The organism is bacterium (assembly GCA_021108215.1).
GTDB lineage: Bacteria > Oederibacteriota > JAAXVQ01 > JAAXVQ01 > JAUVAV01 > JAIORK01.
On record JAIORK010000048.1, the window covers coordinates 29,405 to 52,923 of the forward strand.

The 23,519-nt window shown below is 48.2% G+C and carries 1 protein-coding gene; it reads left to right on the forward strand.

Translation table 11 applies throughout. The annotated features are described in order from the left end of the window. The first annotated feature begins 237 nt into the window (after positions 1–237). Positions 238–23,289 carry a hypothetical protein gene (locus tag K8S19_11115; protein MCD4814227.1) on the forward strand — a complete coding sequence of 7,684 codons (23,052 nt, stop codon included), beginning with the start codon at positions 238–240 and terminating at the stop codon, positions 23,287–23,289. Positions 23,290–23,519 lie beyond the last annotated feature (230 nt).

The window sequence follows — 23,519 nt, forward strand, 5'->3', positions numbered from 1 at the left end:
TTAAAATTTTTTAAACCTGTAAAAAAAAATACTATTTTTGTAAATTATAGTTTTCCAATAATATCCTTTTAAAACAGCTGTATTATTTTTGCGTTGAATTTTGACTCTGCTATTTTTCGGTGATATACTTTAAAAGGCAAGAATTATTTGAGTAAATTTTTGCAGATTTTAATAGAAACAAAAAATTGAATAAATTTTTGCAGACTTACACAATAATTGTATAACGGGGTGATGATTATGATGCACTTACATTTAATCATGAATAAAGGAAAAAAGACGATGGATGACTTCTGGCGAATGCTGCGGGAGCGGCAACGCAAGATCATTTCACTGATCATCGCTGTAACCTTTGTGTTCAGCATGACCGGTATTGATGTGATCTTGGTCCATGCGTTTGACCAGAATCATCATGAAAATTATAATCAGATGGATGATTTGTATGCGCCGGCCAACCCCCTGGCGGATAGCAACCCCGATGCGTTTATTGATATTTCCACAGATGAAAAATCCAGTGACCCCATTATTAGTGACACAAAATTAAATGTTTTAAAAGCGGAGTATGGAGATCTGCTTAATACGGTTTCTTTGCAGACCGTGGCTGAGCGGTCAACCAGTGGTGTGAATCTTGAGTCCGCGGTTATCAATGCATTGCAAGACCAGGGGCAATTAACCGGTACCGAGCAACCGGTGGATTCCGGCACTGAAATGATGCCGGAAATCGATCCGACGTTGATTGCTGAAGCAGCGACGACCGGTCAGGGCCCGCTTTCGTTTACCCTTGAGCTGGGAAGCCTGGACATTGGTGTGCGTCAGGATGAGGGAGGGACCGGTATTGTGAAACTTCCGGTTCCGGTGGTTGCAGTTCAGGAAGAGGAGCCGCAGCCGGAGACAACGGACACGAGTACGCAAGTGGCGGAAACAGAAGAGGACACTGCCGGCGCGACGATTGCCACGAATGAAACACAGCCGCAAGCGGATGTCGCAATACTCCAAAGTGAAGACCAAACCGATCAGAATCAAACAGTCCCCGTGGATACGGAACAAGCTGAAACCCAGGAGATCGTAGACCTCCCGGATATCCAGGATTCCGAGCAACCGGCCGAGACCACGGAGACAGAACAGGCGGAAGAATCTGAAGGTACGTTGATGGATCTGGCCAATGAATTTCTTTCCCGCCTGGGATTTGGGACAGAAGACCAGAAGGATGATGTGCTCAATGTTGAAGAGGTCGCGGTGGAAAATGAAGCTGAGACAGCAGGAACCCAAGAAACGCAGGAAGAAGGCAATGAAACAGTAGACCCGGAAACTGAAAATACCGAAGACATTATTGTGATGACAGATACTGAAGGTGAAGAAGGAGAAGGCGAGGCAACCCCGGGGACGGAGGATGAAGAGGAAGGTGAGGTTGTTGTCCCGGGCGAGGAGAGTCCTGAAGAAATTGCCGCCAAAAACGATGAGGATGAAGGTGAAGGCACGGAAGAAGAAGCGAGCCTGCCTGATTTGATTGCGGCCTTGCTGCTGGGCGAAGATGAAGGCGAGACGGAAGGTGAAGTTGATACGGAATTATTGGAAGCGATTATGGATGAATTTCCCGAGGAGCTGCCTGAGATTGATACGGGTGAGGGAATGGAAGGTGAAGTGGATATTTCCGCTTTGTTGGATGAGATGGGGATTGAACTCGATAACGAAGGCATGCCTGCTGAAGCGGAAGAACTCTCGTCGGTATTGGTGGAAGAAGATGCACCCGATGCGGAGCAAGGTGAAGAAGTGATTGAGGAAGATACCGGATTGGAAGATGCGCCGGTGACCAATACGGATTCAGAGCACGCGGAAGAAGATGAGACCAGCCTGGTCGGTCCTGAAACCACGATGAAGGAAGAAAAACTGGTTGAAGAGGAAGAGGAAGAACCTGAGGAAGGAGATCCGAGTCCGGAAGATGTGGCGGAAGCAGCAACGGTGGCGAAAGACGATGTACTGGAAAAAGATCTTTCGGATTTTACCAAAGAAGCATCTGCGATTAATGTTCTCAAGAGTATGAATCTTGATCTTCCCAGCGGCGTGGAAGCCGGTTATTTGAAAAAATTGGGAGGCAGTTTTAAAGACGGATTGAATTTGATTACCGGCAAAGACAAGCTGGATACCCAATTTCTCAAAGGCATAAATGAGAGCGGCGTGGACCCGAAAAATCTTGAAGTTCCCGAAGAGATCGGCATGACGGTTCAGGCACTGCCTGAGCAGATTGATGTTAATATGAAGCTGGTCATGGGTCAGGTGAAAGACGATATTAAAAAAGGCAAGGATGAGATCGGCCGACTTAAATTAATGAGTGTGATGGCGGTCGCAGGGCTCTTGGAAGAAGGCAGTTCAATCCCGGATGCGCCCAATGTAGATACCGATCCTGTGTATCAAGATTGGACCGGGAGTCATAGTGTGAGCGGGAGCGATCCCTGGACGATTTCAGAAATGTATAGCCATCCGGAACCGCCCGAGGAAGAGCAGCCGGATCCGGAATGTTCGGATTATCTTTCTTTTGGTATTGTGCTGTTAATTTTCGGTATTTTTGTTGAATTTGAAAATTTCCTGGAAAATCCCAGTTGGGAATCATTCGGTGAATTTCTCTGGGCCATGTTTGATCCGGTCGGTCATATGATTTATGAACTGGTTAATTTTGACTGGGATGAACTTGCCGCTTATGGTGAGTTCGCCCAATCGCCGATAGGCAAGCTTATTATGTTTATTATCACGATTATTCTCACCATCGTGACCTTCGGCAGTGCCGCGCCGATTCTGATTGCCCTCATTATTTTAATAGAACTTATTCAGATGTTTGTTCCGCTTCCTAAATGGTTGGATATTGCACTCTCGATTGTCAAAGCAGCTTTGGGTGGATGGGCCAGCGCGATCAAGGGCGTGATTAAGCAGGCACTTAAAGTTACCATGGCAATAATTATGGAACTTCTTAGTACCCTGACACCAGCTGTCATTAAATCCATTATTAAATCCATCATTAAAGAAATCCTTATGCAGATTATGGCTGAAGTGCTGCCGGATGACTTAATGATTTTGCGGACAGTTTTGGGTCTGGCAGCAGATGTTTTGGCCAGCGGTCTGGCAGAATTGCTCACCGGCGGCAGCTTGGAGGATATTGGTGCTGCTATGCTGGAAAGTTTAAAGAATATGTTTGGTCTTAATAGTACTGCGGATATGAGTACGTTGTTAAAAGTGATAACATCATCAGCAGTACGCGCCATTGTCGTGGTCTGTATCCAGGTGGCGATTATTGAGAATCATGATAACGCAGGGCAGGGAATGATGGCCGGGGCCATCTGGGGTGCTGTGGCCAGCGGAACACTGGGCTATATTGGACAAAGTTTTGGGACAACAAGGCCAACAGATGCCATGGATGAATTTATGATGGCATTAACCCAGATCGCGGCACCGGTGGTTGCCGCATCTCTGTCAACTTTTATGCAGCTTTATGGGTCACAGGATAATGAAGATGCAGGATTTGCGCGCAATCAAACCATGCTGATGGGCGACATTCTTTCCTCTTTTGGTACGCTGATGGTGGGTTCCTATTCGCCTGGCATCAACGGGGGTTACTCCAATCTGGTTACCACGGTAATGGAAATGGTGGCACCCGTCAGTGCCGGATCTGTCCGTACGGGTGATATCAGCAATGCGATTGAGATCAAAGAAGGTGATGGAGAAGGCGACGGTGATGGTGACAAAAGTGGTAAAGGTGTCAAGGGTACTAAGGGTGTGAATGCGGGTAGTAATCTGGTGGGAACCAGCAATGTCATTAGTGATTTTGATGGTCTGGCACCTAATGGCCTGGCTCTGGCAGTTAATAATGCATCATTGTCCCAACCGATGGAGGCAGAATTGGATTTAGGCGATTCTGAGGTAGAGACGGAGGATGCGCAGGATAATTCTACCAGCAGCTCAGTTTCTAGTGATAGGCGCTCGAATAAATCTTCTCAGAGTTCCTCACATCATGGCATGAATTCACAGACCAAGAAAAACCAGCCGCAACAACAGGAAATAAAAAAAGAGACACCAAAAACAAGTAGTTCGATTAAACCGCAGACCAGTGAACAACCGCAACAGGTTCAGCAAGATACTCAGGAACAGGCGCAGACTTTATACACCTCGTCGACCGATATAACCAGCGAGGAGAATCTTTTAACCAGCAGTGCAGATGGGGTTGACCGGCAGGATGCGCCGATTGACCGGAATAATTCCGATCATAAGCAGCAACAGGAGCAGCAACAGATTGAAGTGAAGGACCTGAATAAAAAAATGGCAGGCAAGACGATTGCCGAGCAATTATTAGAAAAAAACAATTCGGTTATTAAAGAAGAAGGCCGTCTTGATGAGGAAGGAAATAATATAGCTGCCAACATTAAAACTTCTGGTACCGGCGGCGGCGGTGACGGTGATGGTGGCGGTGGCGGTGGCGGTGACGGCGCAGGCACAGGGGGCAAGGGATTGACGGGAACCGGCGGCAGCGGTACGAATGTAACAGCCACCACCAACATGGCAGCTATGAATTTGAGCCAGCAGTTGCAGCAGTCCGGTAATACAGGGAATCTTCCTGCGAATTACCAGGCTAAATCCGGGTCAACCACTAATTCCTCTACCATGAGTTCGGGCATGGCCAAGAATCAGGACCATCTCCAAACCGCCATGCAGGCATTGAAAGCAGCGGATGCGCTGCCAGGTGGTAATCCCAGTCTTAAGGTGGATACATATATAAATGAAGCCGGTAATAATATGATGGCAATCAGCCAGGTCAATGCCGATGGTTCCACCAGTTTGCTTTCTGTTAGTGAGAGTCTTGGGGACCAGACTCTGACCACGGTATTCAAGCCCAATGGCAGCGGCGGTTCTACGGCAAGCACATTTGCCGGTGATGCGAATAATGCCAAGCAGATAGGTCCGGAGGTTGATGTCAGCCGTAATTTGACTGAAGGATTTAATCCGGCCGGAGAGAAAGGGTTTAACAGTACTGGCCCGGGCGGTTCACAATCTCGCGGCGGTTCTCATGAAGGTGACCAGATTGAACTTGTGGATGATCTTGATCCGGTTACCGGCAGCCAGAGCAATGGTGCCAAGTATGATGAATCCGGTAAATTAATCAAACCGGGACAAGGTGAAGAAATCGCGCTCGGTTCAGCCGGAGAATCCACACTTGCCGGAAAAGGCGGCACAGCTGATTCTTCGGCAGTTGCCGGATCACTGGCAAATGGTGAGCAGGTGAAATTGACAGTTGATGGAGCAGGCAATGTCCAAGTCAACGGGACGTCTGAAGCACTCCAGGATTTAATGGCAGGTAAATCAGAGACCGTCACCCTGCCCAATGGCGAGACTGCAACGCTTAACTATGATGCCGGCACCGGGAAGGTTTCAGTCAATGGCAGCTCCACTGCGCTCCAGAGCCTGCAAGATGGCGCAGGAGGAAGCGGCAGTATCGGCGGAACCCGTTCTATGGATGTTAAATTGCCCGGAAACCGGGATGCCACGGTTTCGATTGACGCTGCCGGTAATGTATCGATGACCGGCAATCCGGAGGAGCTCAACAGCCTCAAGGCTGATGGCGGCGGATCACTGGATGTCACCCTGCCTAATGGGAAATCGGCTACGATTGATGTGGATGGCAGCGGGAAGATGACCATGTCCGGATCGATGGATGCTTTGGGTTCGGCCATGGACAAGGCACGCAATACAGCCGCTCCTTTGGCTGATATGAGTGGCAAGGAAGTGACGCTTAAACTTAAAGACGGCCGGAGCGTAACTGGCACAGTCAGTCCGGATGGTACCCAGTTGCTGATGAATGAAGATCAGGCGGCAAAATTAAATCCAGGTGGGAATGACGGCCAGAAGACTAACTTAGGCAATGATCCCGGTAAGACACCCCAAACCCGGGATATGCAGATTACGATGCCGGATGGTTCAAAAATAGATGCAACGGTCAGTGAGAATGGACGGCAGATTAATTTGAACCAAAGCGGTGATCAGAACGGTCGCGGCGGCGGCGGCGGATCCGGGGAAGCTAAGCTTTCAGATCAAACCAAGTCAAGCGATAATCCACTCAATCCTTCCGCCGACAGTCAAAATATTGTAAACGATCAAAACCAGAAATCCGAGTATACGACGGGCAGAACCAAGCAGCCTGAGGCTGACAATTTGGCTGAAGGTCAGAAAATTATTCCTAAAAAAGCCAACTGGGCGCAAAGAATAGTGGGCAAAATTTTTGGAGTTGATGTCAATGGGTTTACCGCAATTCAGCAGACTTTCACGGTTGAATTGGATGGCAAGGTTTTAGATATAACGTTTGAACCGCAATTTCTTATAAACGCCACAGATGCCAAGACGTTTATGGCAATAGATCAATTTGGCAATGATTTTATGGTTTCAGTAAAACCTAATGGAGAAGTATTCAGCATTACACGCTCGATAAAAATCGGTTCCTGGCATCATTTCGTTATCGCTTATGAAACCGTTTATTCATCAAATCCCGCTAGTATCGGCCAGGCGGTTACCTATGATGAGAACGGTCAAATCTACAGTGTCTTCACGCGTGATCCCCAAACCAGTGAGTGGAAGATGACGTTTAAGCGGGACTATACGAATGACGCCAGCGGCATGCAGGTTTCTGCGCTGTTGGATATTAAAGACCTACAGTTACCGCCCGGCGCCCGGAAGGCCTTGATTTTATCGAATCCCAATGTGATTGCGCAGAATCCTTATTTTAATCAAATGATGGAAGACATGGGAATTGACATTCGTTCGGAAGAGTATGGTGATCGGGTGAAAGCCCGTGCCATGGTTTTGGCTGCCGAGGGTGTTCGGGCGGCACAGGTATATTTGCAGGCAGTAAAAACAGAACTGGGCCAGAATGAAACGGTTGTTAATATTATGGAGCAAGAGGCATTCAAAACCGCAATTGCGGTTTTGGCGCAGACCCAGGTTACGCAGTACTGGCTGGACAATAGCAAAGTCACCATTAACACGATTGCCACCAATGCACTCAGAGGGAATGATCCGGCAGTCATGCTCATGGCAGCGAATTTAAAAGTTTCTACTGCCGAAAATGTTCAGGCAGATATTTTGGTCACAACCGCTATGAATTTGATTGAAAATTCCAAGACAATGCCCGTCTCAGTAAAGCTGGAACTCTCCATTCAGGCTATGGAGATTTTAAGTGATGCAGGTCGTTCGAACAACAGAGCGTTTAATTCAGTAGCTCAGTACGCTGCTGGATTGATTAAAACCCGCGGGTCATCCTCAGCCGTTAATTTTGCTCAAGCTGTCCGTCTGCTCAATGTGAGCGATCAGACCGTTATCGACCGCGCCATAATAACTGATTTGCAGATTTTGGTGACCAACACAGTCAATGAGTACGCTGCGAACTTGGCACCCACCAAATCGGTTAATATTGCAAATGTAGGCATCTTAACCCGGTCGGTGGATGGACGTTTGTTCCTGACCCAGGAAGCAAATGGCTTTGGAGTCACGATCAGCTTTACACGCGATGATTCCCAGTCCAACAGCTGGGAACAGATCGAGAGCATTTCAATTAGTGATCAACAGGGTGAGCGCATTACCTTTAAAATGCAAGACGGTTCTTTAAGCCTTTTTCAGCATCGTGTGACAATGAGTATGGAAATAAATGGTCAGGATACTACGCGCAATATTATGGTCAAGGCGCATATGGTTGTCGAGAATGGGACGAAGGCTACGGCGTTTTTCAAGGAAGACGGCAAAGACTATCTCCTGGAAATCAATCTTCAGACCAATACTGCGATTGCGACGCTTCAGTTTGATCGCAGTTGCCATGATTTTATCCAGCAAGGTTTGCCCGACGCGTTGGTATCGCAGAACAATGTATCCTTTATTATTGAAAATGGGAAAGCATTTTTCATTATTAATGGTCGCCGTGAAGCAGCCAATCAAATCCCGGAAGTCAATGCGAAACATTTAACGGCACTTGGCATACCGGAGAATTTAGCGTCTGCAATCGTCAGTAATTTGACGGGGAAGCCGGCTTATATAGCGTCGGATGGTACGCTCATGATTGGATCACAGGCGGAAATTTTGGCTGGGAAGTATTATGTGGCCGGACGCAATCAATTCACCGGTAGTACTGAAACCCTGGGATATTTTGGGCAATATGAAAATGGTATTATTAACCGTGTTGACCTTTCGGATAAACGAATTATTTCATATTTAAATGGCGGCACGCAATATTATACAGTCACCCAGTACAGTCCGGATAAAAAACGCGTCATGGTATCGTTGTACAACAACGGCCGTCTGACCGGATCAAAGTTGATTCTACGCGATTTTAAAAATTTGGAGCTCATTTATGATGTTGAGGGAAACATTACTCCGGAAAGTTTACGCAGCCTGCGTACCCACGGGATCGATGGGATTTCTGTGAAATTCGATCCGGGTCAGGGTTTCACGATCCGCAATGAGCAGACAAAACAGGAGATCAAGTTCAGTATGTCCGGGCGTCATATGCTCGAAACCAATGGTTTTGATGATCCTAAGGGCAAAACCACCCCCAAAGGATTGCAGGAGTCCGCGGAATTTGATGTCAAACGTTCCATGTCTTTCAATGTGGCGGGTTATCACAATCAAGGTGTGCGCGTCACCGTGCATACCCATGAGAGCTATTCCGTTACAGTCAGTGTTAATAATGCCGGGAAATTGACGCGCGTCCTGACACGGACAGATTTTTTCCATGCGCGCGACCAGTTTGTTCAACATACCGAGGGATATGTTTTCAATCCGCAGACAAGTCAGTTTGCCTGGATTTTGCAGCAAGTCCGTGCCTCACAAGCGTATTTGCAGGAAAATAATTATTGGCCGCAGCAGGCCTTTGATGCCAATCGGGCTGAGACCAATTCGTTGAATCATCTTCAGGCGGACCAATATAACTTGTTCGCAGTAGGGATCAATCAAGATAAGCTCACATTGATGGGCAAGACCGGCAATGGTGCCATGGGTTTCTGTTCCGTTGAAGTGAAACCCAATCATCTGGGAGAACAGGTTATGCACTATTCCTTCGGTGCTACCGGCACGCCGGAGCAATTGAGAGAGCTGGGGCTGAAGGTCGATGATCTGCGGAAACAAAATCAAGCCGATCTGGGTGAGCGCCTGATTCTGGATGAAAATAAACGCTACACTGTGGTGAAAAGCAATGGTTCGCATACCCTGCAGGGCCAAACCGCCAATGGAACCATGGCGTTTGTCACCGTGGATCGCAATGGTCGTTTTACCTTTGGCGGAACCGGCACTGTTGAGCAGTTGGACGAATTGCAACTTAGAGCTTCTGATTTGCTCAAAGTCAATGGTGAAGATGAGCGCGGTGATATTTCGCGGGAGATTAAGGGAACCCATGATGGACAGTATACTGTGGTGGAGAGTGAAAACGGCTCGCATATACTTCAAGGCAAACTGGGTGATAAAGAAGGTACCACGGCATTTGCAACCATTGATAAGAATGGCAAGTATAGCTTCGGCGCTACCGCAGATCTGGAAAAACTTGATGATTTGGGTTTCCGCGCCAATGAGATAAGTAAAATGAATATTGCGGATGAGCTGGGAGAGGCTTCGCGTGAGGTTTTGTCAACCGACAGTGAATATACTATGGTTGAGACCGAAGCCGGGATCAATACCCTGCAAGGCAAGACCCGGAATGGTGCCGATGCATTTGCAACCCTGGATGCGGATGATAATTATAGTTTTGGCGCCACAGCTGAAGATTTGGCCACACTTGATGCGCTGGGCCTTAAAGCGACTGAAATTGCTGATTTAGCAGTGAAAGATAAAGGTAATCCAGGGCAAAAGAAAGATAGAGATATTGGCGCAAAAGATGGGAGATTTACAGCGATCGACAGCTTCAAGGAACAAGGGAAACATGCTTATACACTCCAGGGACGTGCAGGCAATGGTGCTGATGTTTGGGCAACACTCGACTCAAAAAATAAATATTCCTATGGTGGTAACGGGGATTTAAAGCAGCTGGATGATTTGGGGCTGGATGCTACCAAAATACTCAATAAGACTATTGCTGATAATAATGGCGAAATTCCCCGTACAATTCAGGCAGATGATGGCAAGTACACTGTAGTGCAGAACCGGAATGCGTTTACACTGCAAGGGCTTGCATTTAATGATGCCAAGGCCTTTGCGACGCTTAAAAACGGCAAGTACACTTATGGCGCGACCGGCAGCACCACCCAGCTGGATGATTTGGGACTTAAAGGAACGGATATAACCACACAAAATCAGGCGGACGCAGCGGGTAAAAAATCACGCACCATTTTAGCGGACCATAACGGTGATTATACAATCGTCCAGGATGGGAGTTCACGCACACTCCAGGGTAAAACCGCCAATGGTGCCAATGCATTTGTCACGCTTGCAAGGGGAAATAAATATTCTTTTGGCGCCACATCATCTGATTTGAAAGTGCTGGATGAGTTGGGACTCAATGCCAGCTATTTGGCGGGGCGCGCCTACAATGACACTGGCAATGGCGAGACGGTGCGTCGTTCCATTGGACGGCGTGACGGCGTATACACCGCCATTGATAGCGGCGGCGTATATACATTGCAGGGTGTTGCAGCCAATGGCGCCTCGGCATTTGCCACACTCAGCGACGGCAAATTTTCGTTTGGCGCTTCCGGAACAAAGGAACAACTCGACGCGCTCGGCCTGGAATGCTCTGATCTGCTGGAAAAGAATGCAGCGGACAAGGCAGGAACTGTATCCCGCGGTATTCATGGAGATTCCGATACAGGCTATTATACCGTTGTACAAAATGGCGATGTCAAAACACTTCAAGGCGTACTTGGTGACAAGACAACCAAGGCATTTTTCTCGAAAAATACAGTGGAAGGAAAATACAGCTTTGGTGCGACAGCCAACCGGGAAAAATTGGATGCTTTAGGACTCAAAGGATCGGATCTTCTGGATCATAATGCTGCGGATCAAGCAGGCGAGGCTTCGCGTCTGATCTCAGCTGATGAAAATGGATTATACACTGTAGTTGACAGTTATACAGGCTTCACACTTCAAGGCAAACTTCTTGGTGACGGAAAAACCCAGGCGTTTACCTCCAGGGATCTTGATGGGAATTTTAGTTTTGGCGCAACCTCCACTTCCATTGATAAATTAGTTGGTTTGGGCTTGCGCTCCGAGGATATTTTAAAACTAACCGCAGCGGACAACCGCGGCGCGGGCGTCGATCGCACGTTGCAAGGGAACGAGAAGAATGAATTCACAGGTGTGGATGCCAATGGAAGCTTTACTTTACAAGGCAAGACGCTGAATGAGGCAGATGGTTTTGCCACCCTCGATGCACAGGGAAATTATTCGTTTGGCGCAAGCGGTACATTGACACAGCTCAATGCATTGGGTCTGCGCGGCAGCTGGATGCTGAACAATAATACAGCCGGCAGCTGGGACCATTCCCGCAAGATTCAAGGGCGGGGCGAGAATAAGGATGTCTTTACGGTGGTTCAGGGCGCCAATACACGCACCATACAAGGAAAACTTCTCAATGGCGCAGATGGATTTTTAACCTACAACGCAGAGACCAAGGAGTTTACCTTTGGTGCAACCGGCACACAGGCTCAATTACAGGCGCTCGGCCTACGCGGGAATTATCTGATCACAACCAATCGTGCGGACAAGGGCAATGACGGCTGCACGGATTCGCGTCGCATCAAGTCGCGCACCGGCGAAAACAATATCAAACGCTATACCATCGTGCAAAATGGTAGTAACCGGACCTTACAAGGAAAATTAAATGACGGCACAGTGGCGTTTGCCAGCGTAGATCGCGCCGGAAATTATTCCTTTGGTGCGACTGCCAATGAAGCCAAACTTAACCGTCTGGGTCTGCGTGGTTCAACGTTACTCATACGCAATGCAGCAGAAAGTCAACATCCTGATTCACGTACGATACTACCTGTTGAAAGTGATAAATATACTGTGGTTGAGACCAAAGGGACGGATACATTACAAGGTCTTTTGAATGATAAAAAAACCTCTGCCTTCCTTAGTGTCACCAAAGGCGAAGACGGCACACGTGTCTACAACTTTGGTGCAACTTCCGAAGACTTGGTTAAGCTGGATAACCTTGGTCTGGATGCCACAAAAATACGTGATGCATCGGCCAAAGGTCATGGTGGCAAGCGTACCATTTTTGGCAAAGATGGAAAATTCACAGCCATTGAATCTTCAGCCGGTGCATATACGTTACAGGGTATCACAGCCAATGGGGCAACTGCTTTTGCAACCATTGCTGCAGATGGTAAATTCACCTTTGGCGCAACCGGTAATGTAAAGCAATTGAAAGAGCTGGGTCTGCCGGTTGAGGATTTATTATTAAAGAATGAAGCGGATGCAGCGGCATTCTTAAAAGACGGAGACTATGACAAGGCGGACGGTCTCAACCATGACCGCACCATCCAAAAAGATATGGATGGCAAGTATACAGTTGTTGAAAGTGATGGCTCTTTCACCATGCAGGGGAAACTAGCGAAAGGTACACCTGCCTTTGCAACCCTGGACAAAGAAGGCAAATTCAGTTTTGGCGCGACCGCTGCTCCGGACAAATTGAAAGCACTCGGTATGCCGTGTGATGACCTGATTGAAAATAGTGTCAATGATAAATCAGGCAATTTCTACATGGGGACACATAAGGTCGAAAAGCGTAGAATCAAAGCAGACGCAGAAGGCCGCTACACAGTGATTGTTAATGAAGAGAGCGATATGACCTTGCAAGGCAAAACCGCCAATGGCGCGCAAGCCTTTGTGAGTCTCTCTGATGGCGAGTATACCTATGGCGCGACCGGTACGGATAAGCAGTTGGATGGTCTTAATCTCAAGGGAAGTTATCTAATAGAAAAAAATGGTCTGCTGCCGGCGGATAAACGCATTGTGTCCGCTGATGGACGCTATACGATTGTTCAGAGTGATAAGAATTTCACCCTCCAGGGTAAAAATGCAGCAGGCGAAAATGTTTCCTTGTCACGAGATGAAGGCGGCGGGTACTCGTATAGTGAGACGAAGGTGCGTACTGATAATGAAGGCAATGAAGTCAGCGTGGGTGTTTCCACTCAGTTAGATGTCAATGGCCACCTCAGTGGTGAGACCAATGTCTCAGTAGGTATAGGCGAGGATGCAGCCTCGGTCAGCATGGGAAAAGGTCTGACTATCTCGATTAATACAGACAATGAGGTTGTTCTTCAAGATGCCCGGGGTGTAAAAGAAGTTTATTCGCAGTCCGGTGAACGTGAAACCGGCCGATGGCAGCGTGTCAAAAATGCCGGAAATAAATTCACTAATTATGTTTCGCAATCCTGGAAGGCTTTCGGCAACCGCTTCGACGCGATTTGGAATACTTGTAGTTGGAATGGGGAAAGCAACAGTGTCTGGAGTGTTATTAAATGGATAGGCGGTGCATTCGCCACCGTGGGGGTTGCCTTATGGTCTGCTATTGCCACAATTGCGTATACACTTGAACTTATCTTGACAGTTATTTGGGAAGTTGTGGAGATCGCAGTGGTGGCATCTTTGGATTACAACCCGCTCACAGCCGGGCTTTCATGGGTGGTGGGTGAGTTGACCGGCAAGACCATGGGTGAATGGCTGCTGGCAGGGATCAAAGAAGTGGTTGAGATCCTTTTCATTCCGATTGATTTTATCTTTAAATATGTAGGCATGGCTATTGCCTGGATTGGCGAGCAGTTCTCACTCATGTCAGAAGCGCTCTTCCACTTTGCCGGGCAGACCAATAGTTTTTTCCTTCAAGCCATTGCATCGTACTATGGTGCCTTGGCCTTTGTGGTTGGGTTTGCAGGGCAGTTTATAGGCGAAAATCTGGCGATTATCATTATTGTCGCCCTCTCCATCATCGTTCCTGCATTTGCTGTATTCGGCATGATTTTGCTGGCCAAAGACGCAATTCTGCATGGTGCGGGTAATATGTTCCGAACATTTTTTATTGAGCCCTTTACCAAACTGGCACATGGTTTTAGTATGTTTGCGCATATGAATCAACTTGATAATGACATTTCTACGGTTCGTGTTGTCACCCAGGCTTTGTTGGTGATTGGCGGCGCCCTTGTCGGGCTGGTATTTGCCTTCCTCATGATTAAAGGCATGCTGGCCAAAGCCAAGGGTCTCTATGAAAAGATGTACACCAAGAAAACGGTCTCTAAAATTCAGAGTTCAGCGCTCTCGCCGCGTCAATTGGCGAAAAAAACCATCGGTGACTTGGTGGGTGAAAAAGCCGCCAAAGGTCTTAGCCCGGAAGTGGCCAACATGACATTTGGTAAGTTACGATTCTCAAATCATAAAGGTACGATCAACAGCATGCTTGCAAAGCGCGGCGGTGCGACGAAAGTCAGTAATTTGCTCAAGTCAAAGCAATTCCGGCTCAGTGAGTTGAGTATGAATGGTAAACCCTTGACATCAGTGTTGACAGCCAAAGCACTCGGATTCAATGGTTTCCAAAGAGGTATGATGGCAGTCGGGTCTATGCTGGGAGCTTTTTTCATCCATCAGGTGGACATCTTCCGTCATGCCGGTAAAGCCATGTTCAATCTGGCTAAAGGCCGGGTGCACTACACCACAAAGGCAGGAGTGGCCAAAACAGCGGACATCCGCAGTACCGGCCTGTTCAAGAGCGTTTCGAAAGGCGCAGTCAAGATGATGAATGGTGCGCGCTCCTTGGTTAAGGGCGGCCGTACTACTGCGCAGCCATCAAGCAAAGTCGCAACAGTTGAAAAAGGATTAACCTCAGAGCGGTCCGGCAGCACGGAAAACGTGAATGTATCAGAAGCCAAACCCGGATCAACGACACGGGGTAACAACACAACCGTACGCAATCAGACTGGGCCGGGACAGGGGACAACCCGGCAACAAGCACAAACTGTGAAAACAATGCAGAGTAAACTTACAACAGCACAGGCAAATTTACAAAAAGCACTCGCCGGCGGCAAAGCCACTGCACGCCAAATTGCCGGGCTCAAGGGCCAGGTTACCAAAGCTCAGAATGCTCTGGCCAAGTCCATGGGCATGACGACCAGTCAGATGAAAATGCAGCTGGCGCAGGAAAATTTCGCCAAAGCAACCTCGCAACAAGGGCGTGCTGTTGCCAAGGCGGAGATTTCCCGGCTCAATGCAGAAGGTCGTGTTGAATCTGCCAAGGGTCGTCAAGCAGCCAAGCAGACCGAGATTGCCAAGTTGAAGAAGCAGATTAAGGATTTGGGGAAAAATCCGGAAGCCATGGAAAAACGCCAGTCCTTGGAACGCAAGCTGGATGCAGCCAAAGCGGAACAACGGACAGCAAAAATGGATATCCAAAAGGCAGAGGTGGAAATGGAAGCTGCCAATCTGCAAGGCGAAATGGCCAAGACCCAACAGAAATTGGAATCCAAATCATTAAATAGCAACGCCCGGTCAGGACTTCAAGCCAAAGTCGCCGAACTCAAAGCCAAGTTAAATCAAAATTCACTCAAGCAAAAAGCGGCAGGAACACAAAAACAGATTGCTGATTTGGAAGCCAAGCTGGATCGTATGACCGGTGACGCTGAAGTGCGCAAAGCATTAGCTGAAAAAGGCGGCCTTGAGCGGGAGATGGCTACGGCAGAAAAACAATTTGCCAAAGAGCAAGAAGCCGTTGATAAAGCGCAGGCGTCCCAAAACCAGAGCATGGTGAAAGATCTGCTGAATCAGGCACAGAAGACCAAAAAGTCAGGTATGGAAAATGCCAAAGCCGGGACCCTGGAAAAAGCCCTGGACAAGGTTATCAAGGAGTTAGGTTCGAAAATCAACAAGACGGCACTTAAGCAGATGATTGCGGATGTGCTGCTCGCTGATCCTTCAACGCGTCGTACTGCCCGGCAAATGCGTGAACTCTTCAAGGGTGAATCCGGCAAGCAATTACTAAGAGATATGGCAAATAATGGGATGAAAAATCAAGCTCAGAAGTTGTTTGATCAGCTGCTCAAGGAAACCGGGCAGACACTTACGGAAGGTATGAAAAATGCATTGCGTGAGCAGCTGGGCTTGCGCAACGGGATCAAGGCTTCCAGTAAGCTGAATCGCGGAATCATGGAAAAAGCTTTGGAAGATGTTTTTAGCATGAAGCGGGGCACAGGACGCAATCAACTGCTCAATGAGGGGCATGCCCGGGCAGAGTATAATGCCAACCAACGCATGATCAATGAGGTACAGCAATTGCAGGGTAAGTCAAGCGCAGAAGTACAACGTGGGTTGGAACGGGTTCTCAATGAGCGGTTTGGAAAAGCACACAAAGAAATGGGTACCTCGAAATTTGTACGCAAATCCACCATTCATGAGGTGGCCAAAAATCTTAGTGCCAAGCAGCTTCAGAAACTACTTGCTTCAGATAGCCCGATTGAAATGCTCAGAGAACTTAAAAAAGGGCCGGGTAAAAGTCTGACTGAGATGAATGCCAAGGCCAAGGTATTGACTGCTGCTGAAAAGCCTTTGGTTGAATCATTGGTCAAGAGTGAAGCAGGCACGCCAGGTCTCAATACGGCAGGGGCGGTCAAGCGCATGCAGCAACTGGCGACTGCCAAATGGCAGCATCAGCAAGCTGTTGCCAAACTCAATCAAGCCACCACAGCCAAAGCACGTACCAGTGCGCTTAAAGCGGTAGACAAAGCAGCCAGTAACCTCGAAAACGTAAAAAGCATGGCAGATGCAAGATCTGAGGCGGGCGGGTATATGAGTGAACTGGGACTCAAAATTAGTAAACAAGGTGGTTTAAAGGGAAAGGCCTATCAGATGCTGCCTGAAACCATCAAGGTGCGCCAGGGTCTTAAAGCAGCAGCAGCTGAGGCGGAATTAGGCACTGGTTTGCAAATTGAGAAAATCATGAAAGCCAAGGAAGCTGTGGAAAAAGCGGTTCAGGAAAGAAAAAGCATGAATGTGGATAAAGCCAAAGCAGCGGTGAATGAGCTGATGACCTTGCGTGAAAACATGATTAAATTGGAACAGGTATCAGAGAAAGCAGCGCAAGCGCATCGCCGGAGTCAGTCGCAATCAAAGGGTCCCAATTCATCGCAGGTCAGGAAGGCGGCCCAAGCGCGTACTGAGGCGCAGAAAAATTATGATATTATGAAAAAGGCATTTGATGCCAAGATGGCGGAACTCAAATTAACTAAAGCGGATCTCCAGAACCTTTCCAAGTATGATCAGGCTTTAAGCGCTGCAGATGTCACCTCAGCCATTGAAAAATCTTGGAATGATACATACAAAACGCTTATTGAAAAAGCGCGTCAAAGTGGGAAACTTCAGGAATATGAAAATAGTATAAAGCGGTTTGATGCGGAGATCAATAAAGTGTTGGATCAAGTATCTGCAAGCGAGGTGAAAGTCAAAGGCGGTACTGCTTTCCATGAAGCGTTCATGAAATTCCGTGAAAACTATTTAAAAACAAACGGAATTGAAATGGGTTCAGCCAAGGATGTTCAGATGATCCAGAGTTATTCCCAACGGGTGATGGCCAAGATCACCGGTTATCCCGGTCTGCGGGTTGCGCAGCAGATCATGCTGACGGAATTTTTACGCGGCAATAATATTGGTTTGCGTGCCGGTGGCGGCAAGACCCTGCCCTTTATTATGTTCCCGGGCCAGATCCGCATGCTCATGGGCAAGGTTTTACGTGCGGAGCTGCTGGTGGATGATCCGGCTGCGATTGACAAGTACATTGGTGAATCATTCGGCAATAAAGTAGGCGGTAGGAGTATGGTCCATCAGGATCTGGCCAAAGCCATGGGTATTGAACTGGTCAGTGGAAACAATATGTATAAACAGGCTCAAAAGACCGGAAATTACAGTGAGCTAATCAAAACATTAAATGATCCTACCAAGACGGTTATCTTTGATCACACCACGCGTGCCCATCTGCGGAATGCTGCGATGCGTAATGCAGGTTTACACAATGCGCTGAAGAGTACCAATCTGATAGGGATTGATGAAGTGCATATGCCGGCTACCAGCCAGACGTCCGCCATTGTGGGAGGTAAGATCAAGGCACCTACTGAGGCAATGATGAAAAATGTGAATGATCTTTTGGATGCATTCAAATTTGAGTCCAAAAGTTTTGAGAAAGTATTTGAAAACTATCAGCAAAAATATATCAATAATAAAACTGCTTTTGCCGGTAAAAAAATTATGCTGGGTGAATTTGAGGTGGTACACGAGGGTCACCTGACCAATGCCAAGGCTGCGCAATATAATTTACGAGGCCGTAAGACCATTGTGATCACAGAAACCGAGGTTTTCCTCAACACCAAAGCTCAGCAAGCGCTAAAGAAGTTTAAGGGCGCAGATGTCTCTTCAGCCATCAAGACTTTGTTCTCACAGCAGGGTAAGGCCGGTGAGTTGAACGCCTATGCAGTTGAGAATGGCTATATCTATCCGGTGGATAACCTGGGTAAGATTCAGTACGAGCAGATCAGCAATGATATCACGGGCCAGATTGTAGCTGCCCGTAAAGCCGGACTCCGGCATCCTTCCCGCGCGGTGCGGGTCAATACCACTTCCATGCAAACGTCACTCTCTGCGATGTATGCGGGGAATAATGGAGCACGGATTGTGGGGGCATCCGGCACCATTGCAGGTCTGGAAAATTTGATGCAGAGCAAAATCGGTTCAAACTCAGTTCACTTGTCAACCTCGCGGTTTAATGTGCAGGGAGATATTCTGAATACCGGGGGTAAGATTCTGACTGATCTTGCAGCTGCCGACCGTATTGTGATTGACTCTTTGACTCGGCAGCGCCGCAGTGCGTTGGTTTTTGAGACCGATCCGGCCATGCAGTTAAAATTAGTGGAAACCTATATGGCCAAGATGATGAAGAACATTGACAGCACACAGGTCCACAAGGTCGACGGTCAACTGGTCAGCAAGGTCAACGGTGCGCCGGTCATCAAGGTCAACGGCAAGCTGATGGTCGCCAAGGTCAACAACATACCCTCGATCAGTGTAATCAGTGCCAGCGGTACCGGTTACTATGTTCCAGAGGGAACAGCAGCCCAGTTGATTAAACAATTGAATCTGCGGGACGTAAAAATCCACACGGCTAAGAAGAATGCTTCGCCGGTTAAGGGACTTGATTATATTCAGGTCAAGAAGGCCGGTATCCAGACGATTGTGGAGGGTGTGGGCAACAAGGCCATGCAGGGCAACCATATCTGTATTATCAATGAGCAGGCGGCTGTGGGTAAAAATTTCCAAGCTGATTTAACCCTGGTCGCCCGCAACACCACAGGGCTCACAGCAGATATGTTTACCCAGCTACTGCTGCGTAGCGGGCGTCCGGGCGGCAAAGGCCCCAATGGCACATGGGCCACAACCCGTTATGCAGTCATTGATCCGGTTAAGCTTCAAGCCAATCTGGAGCTTATCAAGACACGCAACGCCGAGTTGGGCGAGATTTGGAAGAGCGATTCACAGATGGCCAATCAGATGACGCAGTTGTTGAAAGGACTGAGCAAGACCGATTTGAGCAAAATGGACTTTAATAATCAACAAACTTTGTCCAATGCCTTGAAACTCAACGGCGAATTCCGACAAGCTGAGTTGGTGGGAAATGCCACACGCTTTAGTGTTCAGGACACCTTTAAAGATAAGCTCGTGATTGAGCCCTTGAAAAAGGCCATCCAGAGCGATTCGTTTGCCCAGCAAACGACTATCCAGAGAATTTTGGAAAATCAGATGAGTAAAGTGCTCAATGAGCGCGCTTCTAAAGTGGATGTCTCGCTCAAGATTCAGAGTGGGCTTCAACCACATGAAATAAACAATCAATACGCACGCAGCACCTTCTTAGCCAGTGTGCAGCAGGCACGGGGCGTTTGGGGTTTCAAAGGCGTCCTGGGTCAAGCCCTGATTCCGACCAACTTCTTCCGCGGTGGTTACAAGCTGGTGGGCATGAGTCTGTGGACATACGGGAGATTGATGTTCCAGGCCCCAAAGGTTGTCAAAGCCGCGCCCTTGGAAAATGCCAAGAGTTTCGCTGATATCCAGGTGGGTGAATTTCAGAAGCTTTATTCGGTTGGGCACAATCTTATGCAAGGTGTGCTTTCCTTGAACAGCGGCGGTATGCAGGCGGCTAAGCTGCAAAATGCAACCGTGGCCATCAACCGGGCGGTGAATCAGAACCGTACACCCAGTGCTGCAGAAACAAGAGATTTTCGCAAGGCATGGGGCGAGAGCAACAATGCCATCAGGAATATTATTAACAAGCACGGTTATACCACTGAGGCAGTTAATATGGCTGCCGAACAGCTGGGTGTGACAGCCAATGTGGCAAGAATTGCCATGGCGGAAAACTTTCATCAGGCCACACAGATGCTTCAGCATCAGATGCGCAACAATCGTCATGTGACTGGTATCCCGTTAACTTACGAAGGTCCGGCTGTGGCACCGGATGCATTGCCGGAGCTTTCCAAGCCCATACAATTGGCAGGTATGAATCGTTTTGGGAAGTGGATAAAGGGTCTTCCCATGGTAAGCCCAATGCTCAATAACTTCGATGCGCGTATGGCATCAACCGCCGCCGCCGCCGTCCAGATTCGCGAGGCTGAGGCCAATTTCAACAGTCCGACCTGGCAGGCACAGAACCAAACCCAGGTTGACTCATTTAAACAACGGTTTGGCGACAAGTGGGTAGCAGGTGCCATGACAGAAACTTATGGCCCGGATATGTCCTACTTGAAAAGTTATAACAGCAGCAAGACGGGTATCCAAAGAACTTTTGCCGCTTTGCGTCAACCTGCTCAGGGTCAAAAGGCTTATACCCAGACCCTGCACAATATTCAAACCGTGAGTCAGCGTTTACCGGAATTGCAGACGGATTTACATAAAACAATTACATATCAAGGTCAGACCATGAGCCTAAGTCAGGCTAAATTGTATTTGAATAATCAGGTGGCGGCAGCATCATCGCTTGCAACCCGCTATGGGCTGAATCAAGGTAAAGCACTGAACTTCCTTAATAATAATAACCATTGGTCAAAGCAAGCTGATGCAGTGGAGACCCGGGCCAATGTGATGGCGCGTGCAGCAGCCACCGGATTGGATCAACAAAATTGGTTCAGCCGTGGCATGGATTATGTGGGGCAAAAGTGGCAAGGCATGCTTGAAACTTTGGTACGTACATCCGTGATTGCACCGCTGTTTAAAACTGAGAACGGAAAGATTATACCCGCAACCACCACAAAGCTTATGACCGGTGCGGTTGCATTGTCTGTGTTGAGTCTGGCGGGTGTAGGCGTTCCTTTGTTGGGGACCGCCTTGCTGGGGATGGCGTCGGGGACTCTGCTCAAGCCCCTTATGGCGCGCATAACCCCGCATATGGCAATGAAAAATGCGGCAACAACGAAAAAAGCGAGGGGTATCTTGACCCGCTTCGCGATACCGGCCGTGATGCTGGCAGCGGGTATTTTCTTCCAGATACCCATGATGGTGGGTGCGTCGGTTGGATCGTTGAACAGTGAAGTGGTGGAACATGTCATGAGTTCGAAAAACGAAGCGGAGATCACGGTCAATGACCGCGGGGGCTACTTGCGTGAAAAACAGCAGAAGGAAGCTGCCACCGACAAAGCGGACGAGACCATGGCGAAAGAAGCCAAGCAAGATCTGTCAGTGGTTGAGGAATGGAAGCAAGCCATGGGTGAAGAAAAAGATGGCAAAAAATCCGCAGAGACACTGAAGGATATTTTAAAGAAACGCAATGTCCAAATGGTAACCGGATCTGTCGCGCAGCATTATGGATACATGCACATGTTGGCGGCACTGGTCAGCCTGGTGCCGCAATCCTTAAGCAATATTTCGCGTATGGAAATCGGCGAAAAATTGGATCAAAAAGAATTGGAGCAGATTGATAAGGCCAAGCAGAGTGTGGTGGTTGATCAAGGGTCAATCAAGTTCCTTGACCAAAGTTTTTCTGAAATCATTCTGACCCAGTTGCTCCAGGCAGTAACCGATAAGTTGTTCACAGATGCCACATCATTTACGTTGAAAGAAACCTTGCGTCAGCATCGTTTGTTCAAGGAATATGGTGAAAATTCTCTGGTGGAATTTATGAAACAATACATCACCGATGGGCAGAGTTTGTGGGCCTTGTGCTCAGGGGAAAAATCCTTACGCAAGGTTTACGAGCAAGTGGCCGAGACCATTGGGCGTGAGTATGCGCAAAGCGATCTGGCTGAATTAACTACCGCAGCCGGTGAATTGGAAAACGAGGCAGTTAGTTTGATGAAAAAACGCGCACAGGAAATCAAGCAGGCGGATGAACAGGATCGCCCACTCCAAGAAATTGAATTTGAAGCCATGTTTGGTGTTTCTTGGGAGAACTACAATAAGATGATCAATCCTCCGTTTGCACAGCGTATTTTGACCCGGTTGGTGAGTAAGGAGAGATTGAAAGGAACGGACTCGGTTGTGGCAGTCAGGAGTGTCGGCCAGCAATTGGTGGGTGTGGGTCTGACACTGGTTGCAATTGGTACTGCGTTGCTAATCATCACCGGTATTTTGCCGGTGATGGCGGGTGTTGCGGCCGCGATTGTTGGAATAGGTCTGGCGATTCAGGGGATGTTTAGTTGGATACAGGCGGAGCGGATTGCGTTTAATCTCAATCCCAGCAATGCGGTTAATGAACAACTAAGCAAAGCAACCTTTGCTTCGGCCAATTCGAGTATGTTGGGAGATGCAAAGGTTATTGCCAATAAGACCGGCGCTGCTGAGTTCAAGCTGCAGAAAATATTTGAGGCTCAGTACGACATGACCTACGAGACCTTCTCGCGAGTCTCAATTCATGCGCTGCTCGAGGACCAATATTTTAAAAAATCTGTTGAGAAATTGCGGGTGGCGGGTACGGAGCAGATGATTTCAGAGACCATGCGCAACCGTGCCATCCGGGTAAGTTTACAGCATTTGTTGGGAGTGGTGGAATCCGACATCAGCCGGGAGATGAAGCTGGACATCACACGTGATATCACTCAGATACTCGGGTTCCTTCAGTTTGATATCAACATGACCTTCAAGAAATATGCTGATGAGCTTTCTGTAACCCTGACACCGGAAGTTGTCCCGCGCACCTTGACGCAGGATCATAAACTCGGACGGATCATTAAGCGCCTGGAAGGCCTGGGTGTGGGTATCAAGCTTGATATTCAACCGATCCGGAAGCAGCCCAAGCTTAAGACCACAGGTGCTGCGGCCTAAGTAATAAAATTGACAAAAGGACCCTGGTGTAAAAATACACCAGGGTCCTTTTGTTTTACGACAGTCTGGGTTGTATTTATCGTGCTAGTGCGAACACGATGGACGCAAGTCCATCGATGAGCAAATAAAAATATCGCCAAAGGCGAACATCTCTCGACAAAAATACCACGGGTGTAAACTCGTGGATTTTTATCGTGCCGGCGCGAGCACAATGGGCGGCTTGCCCGGCG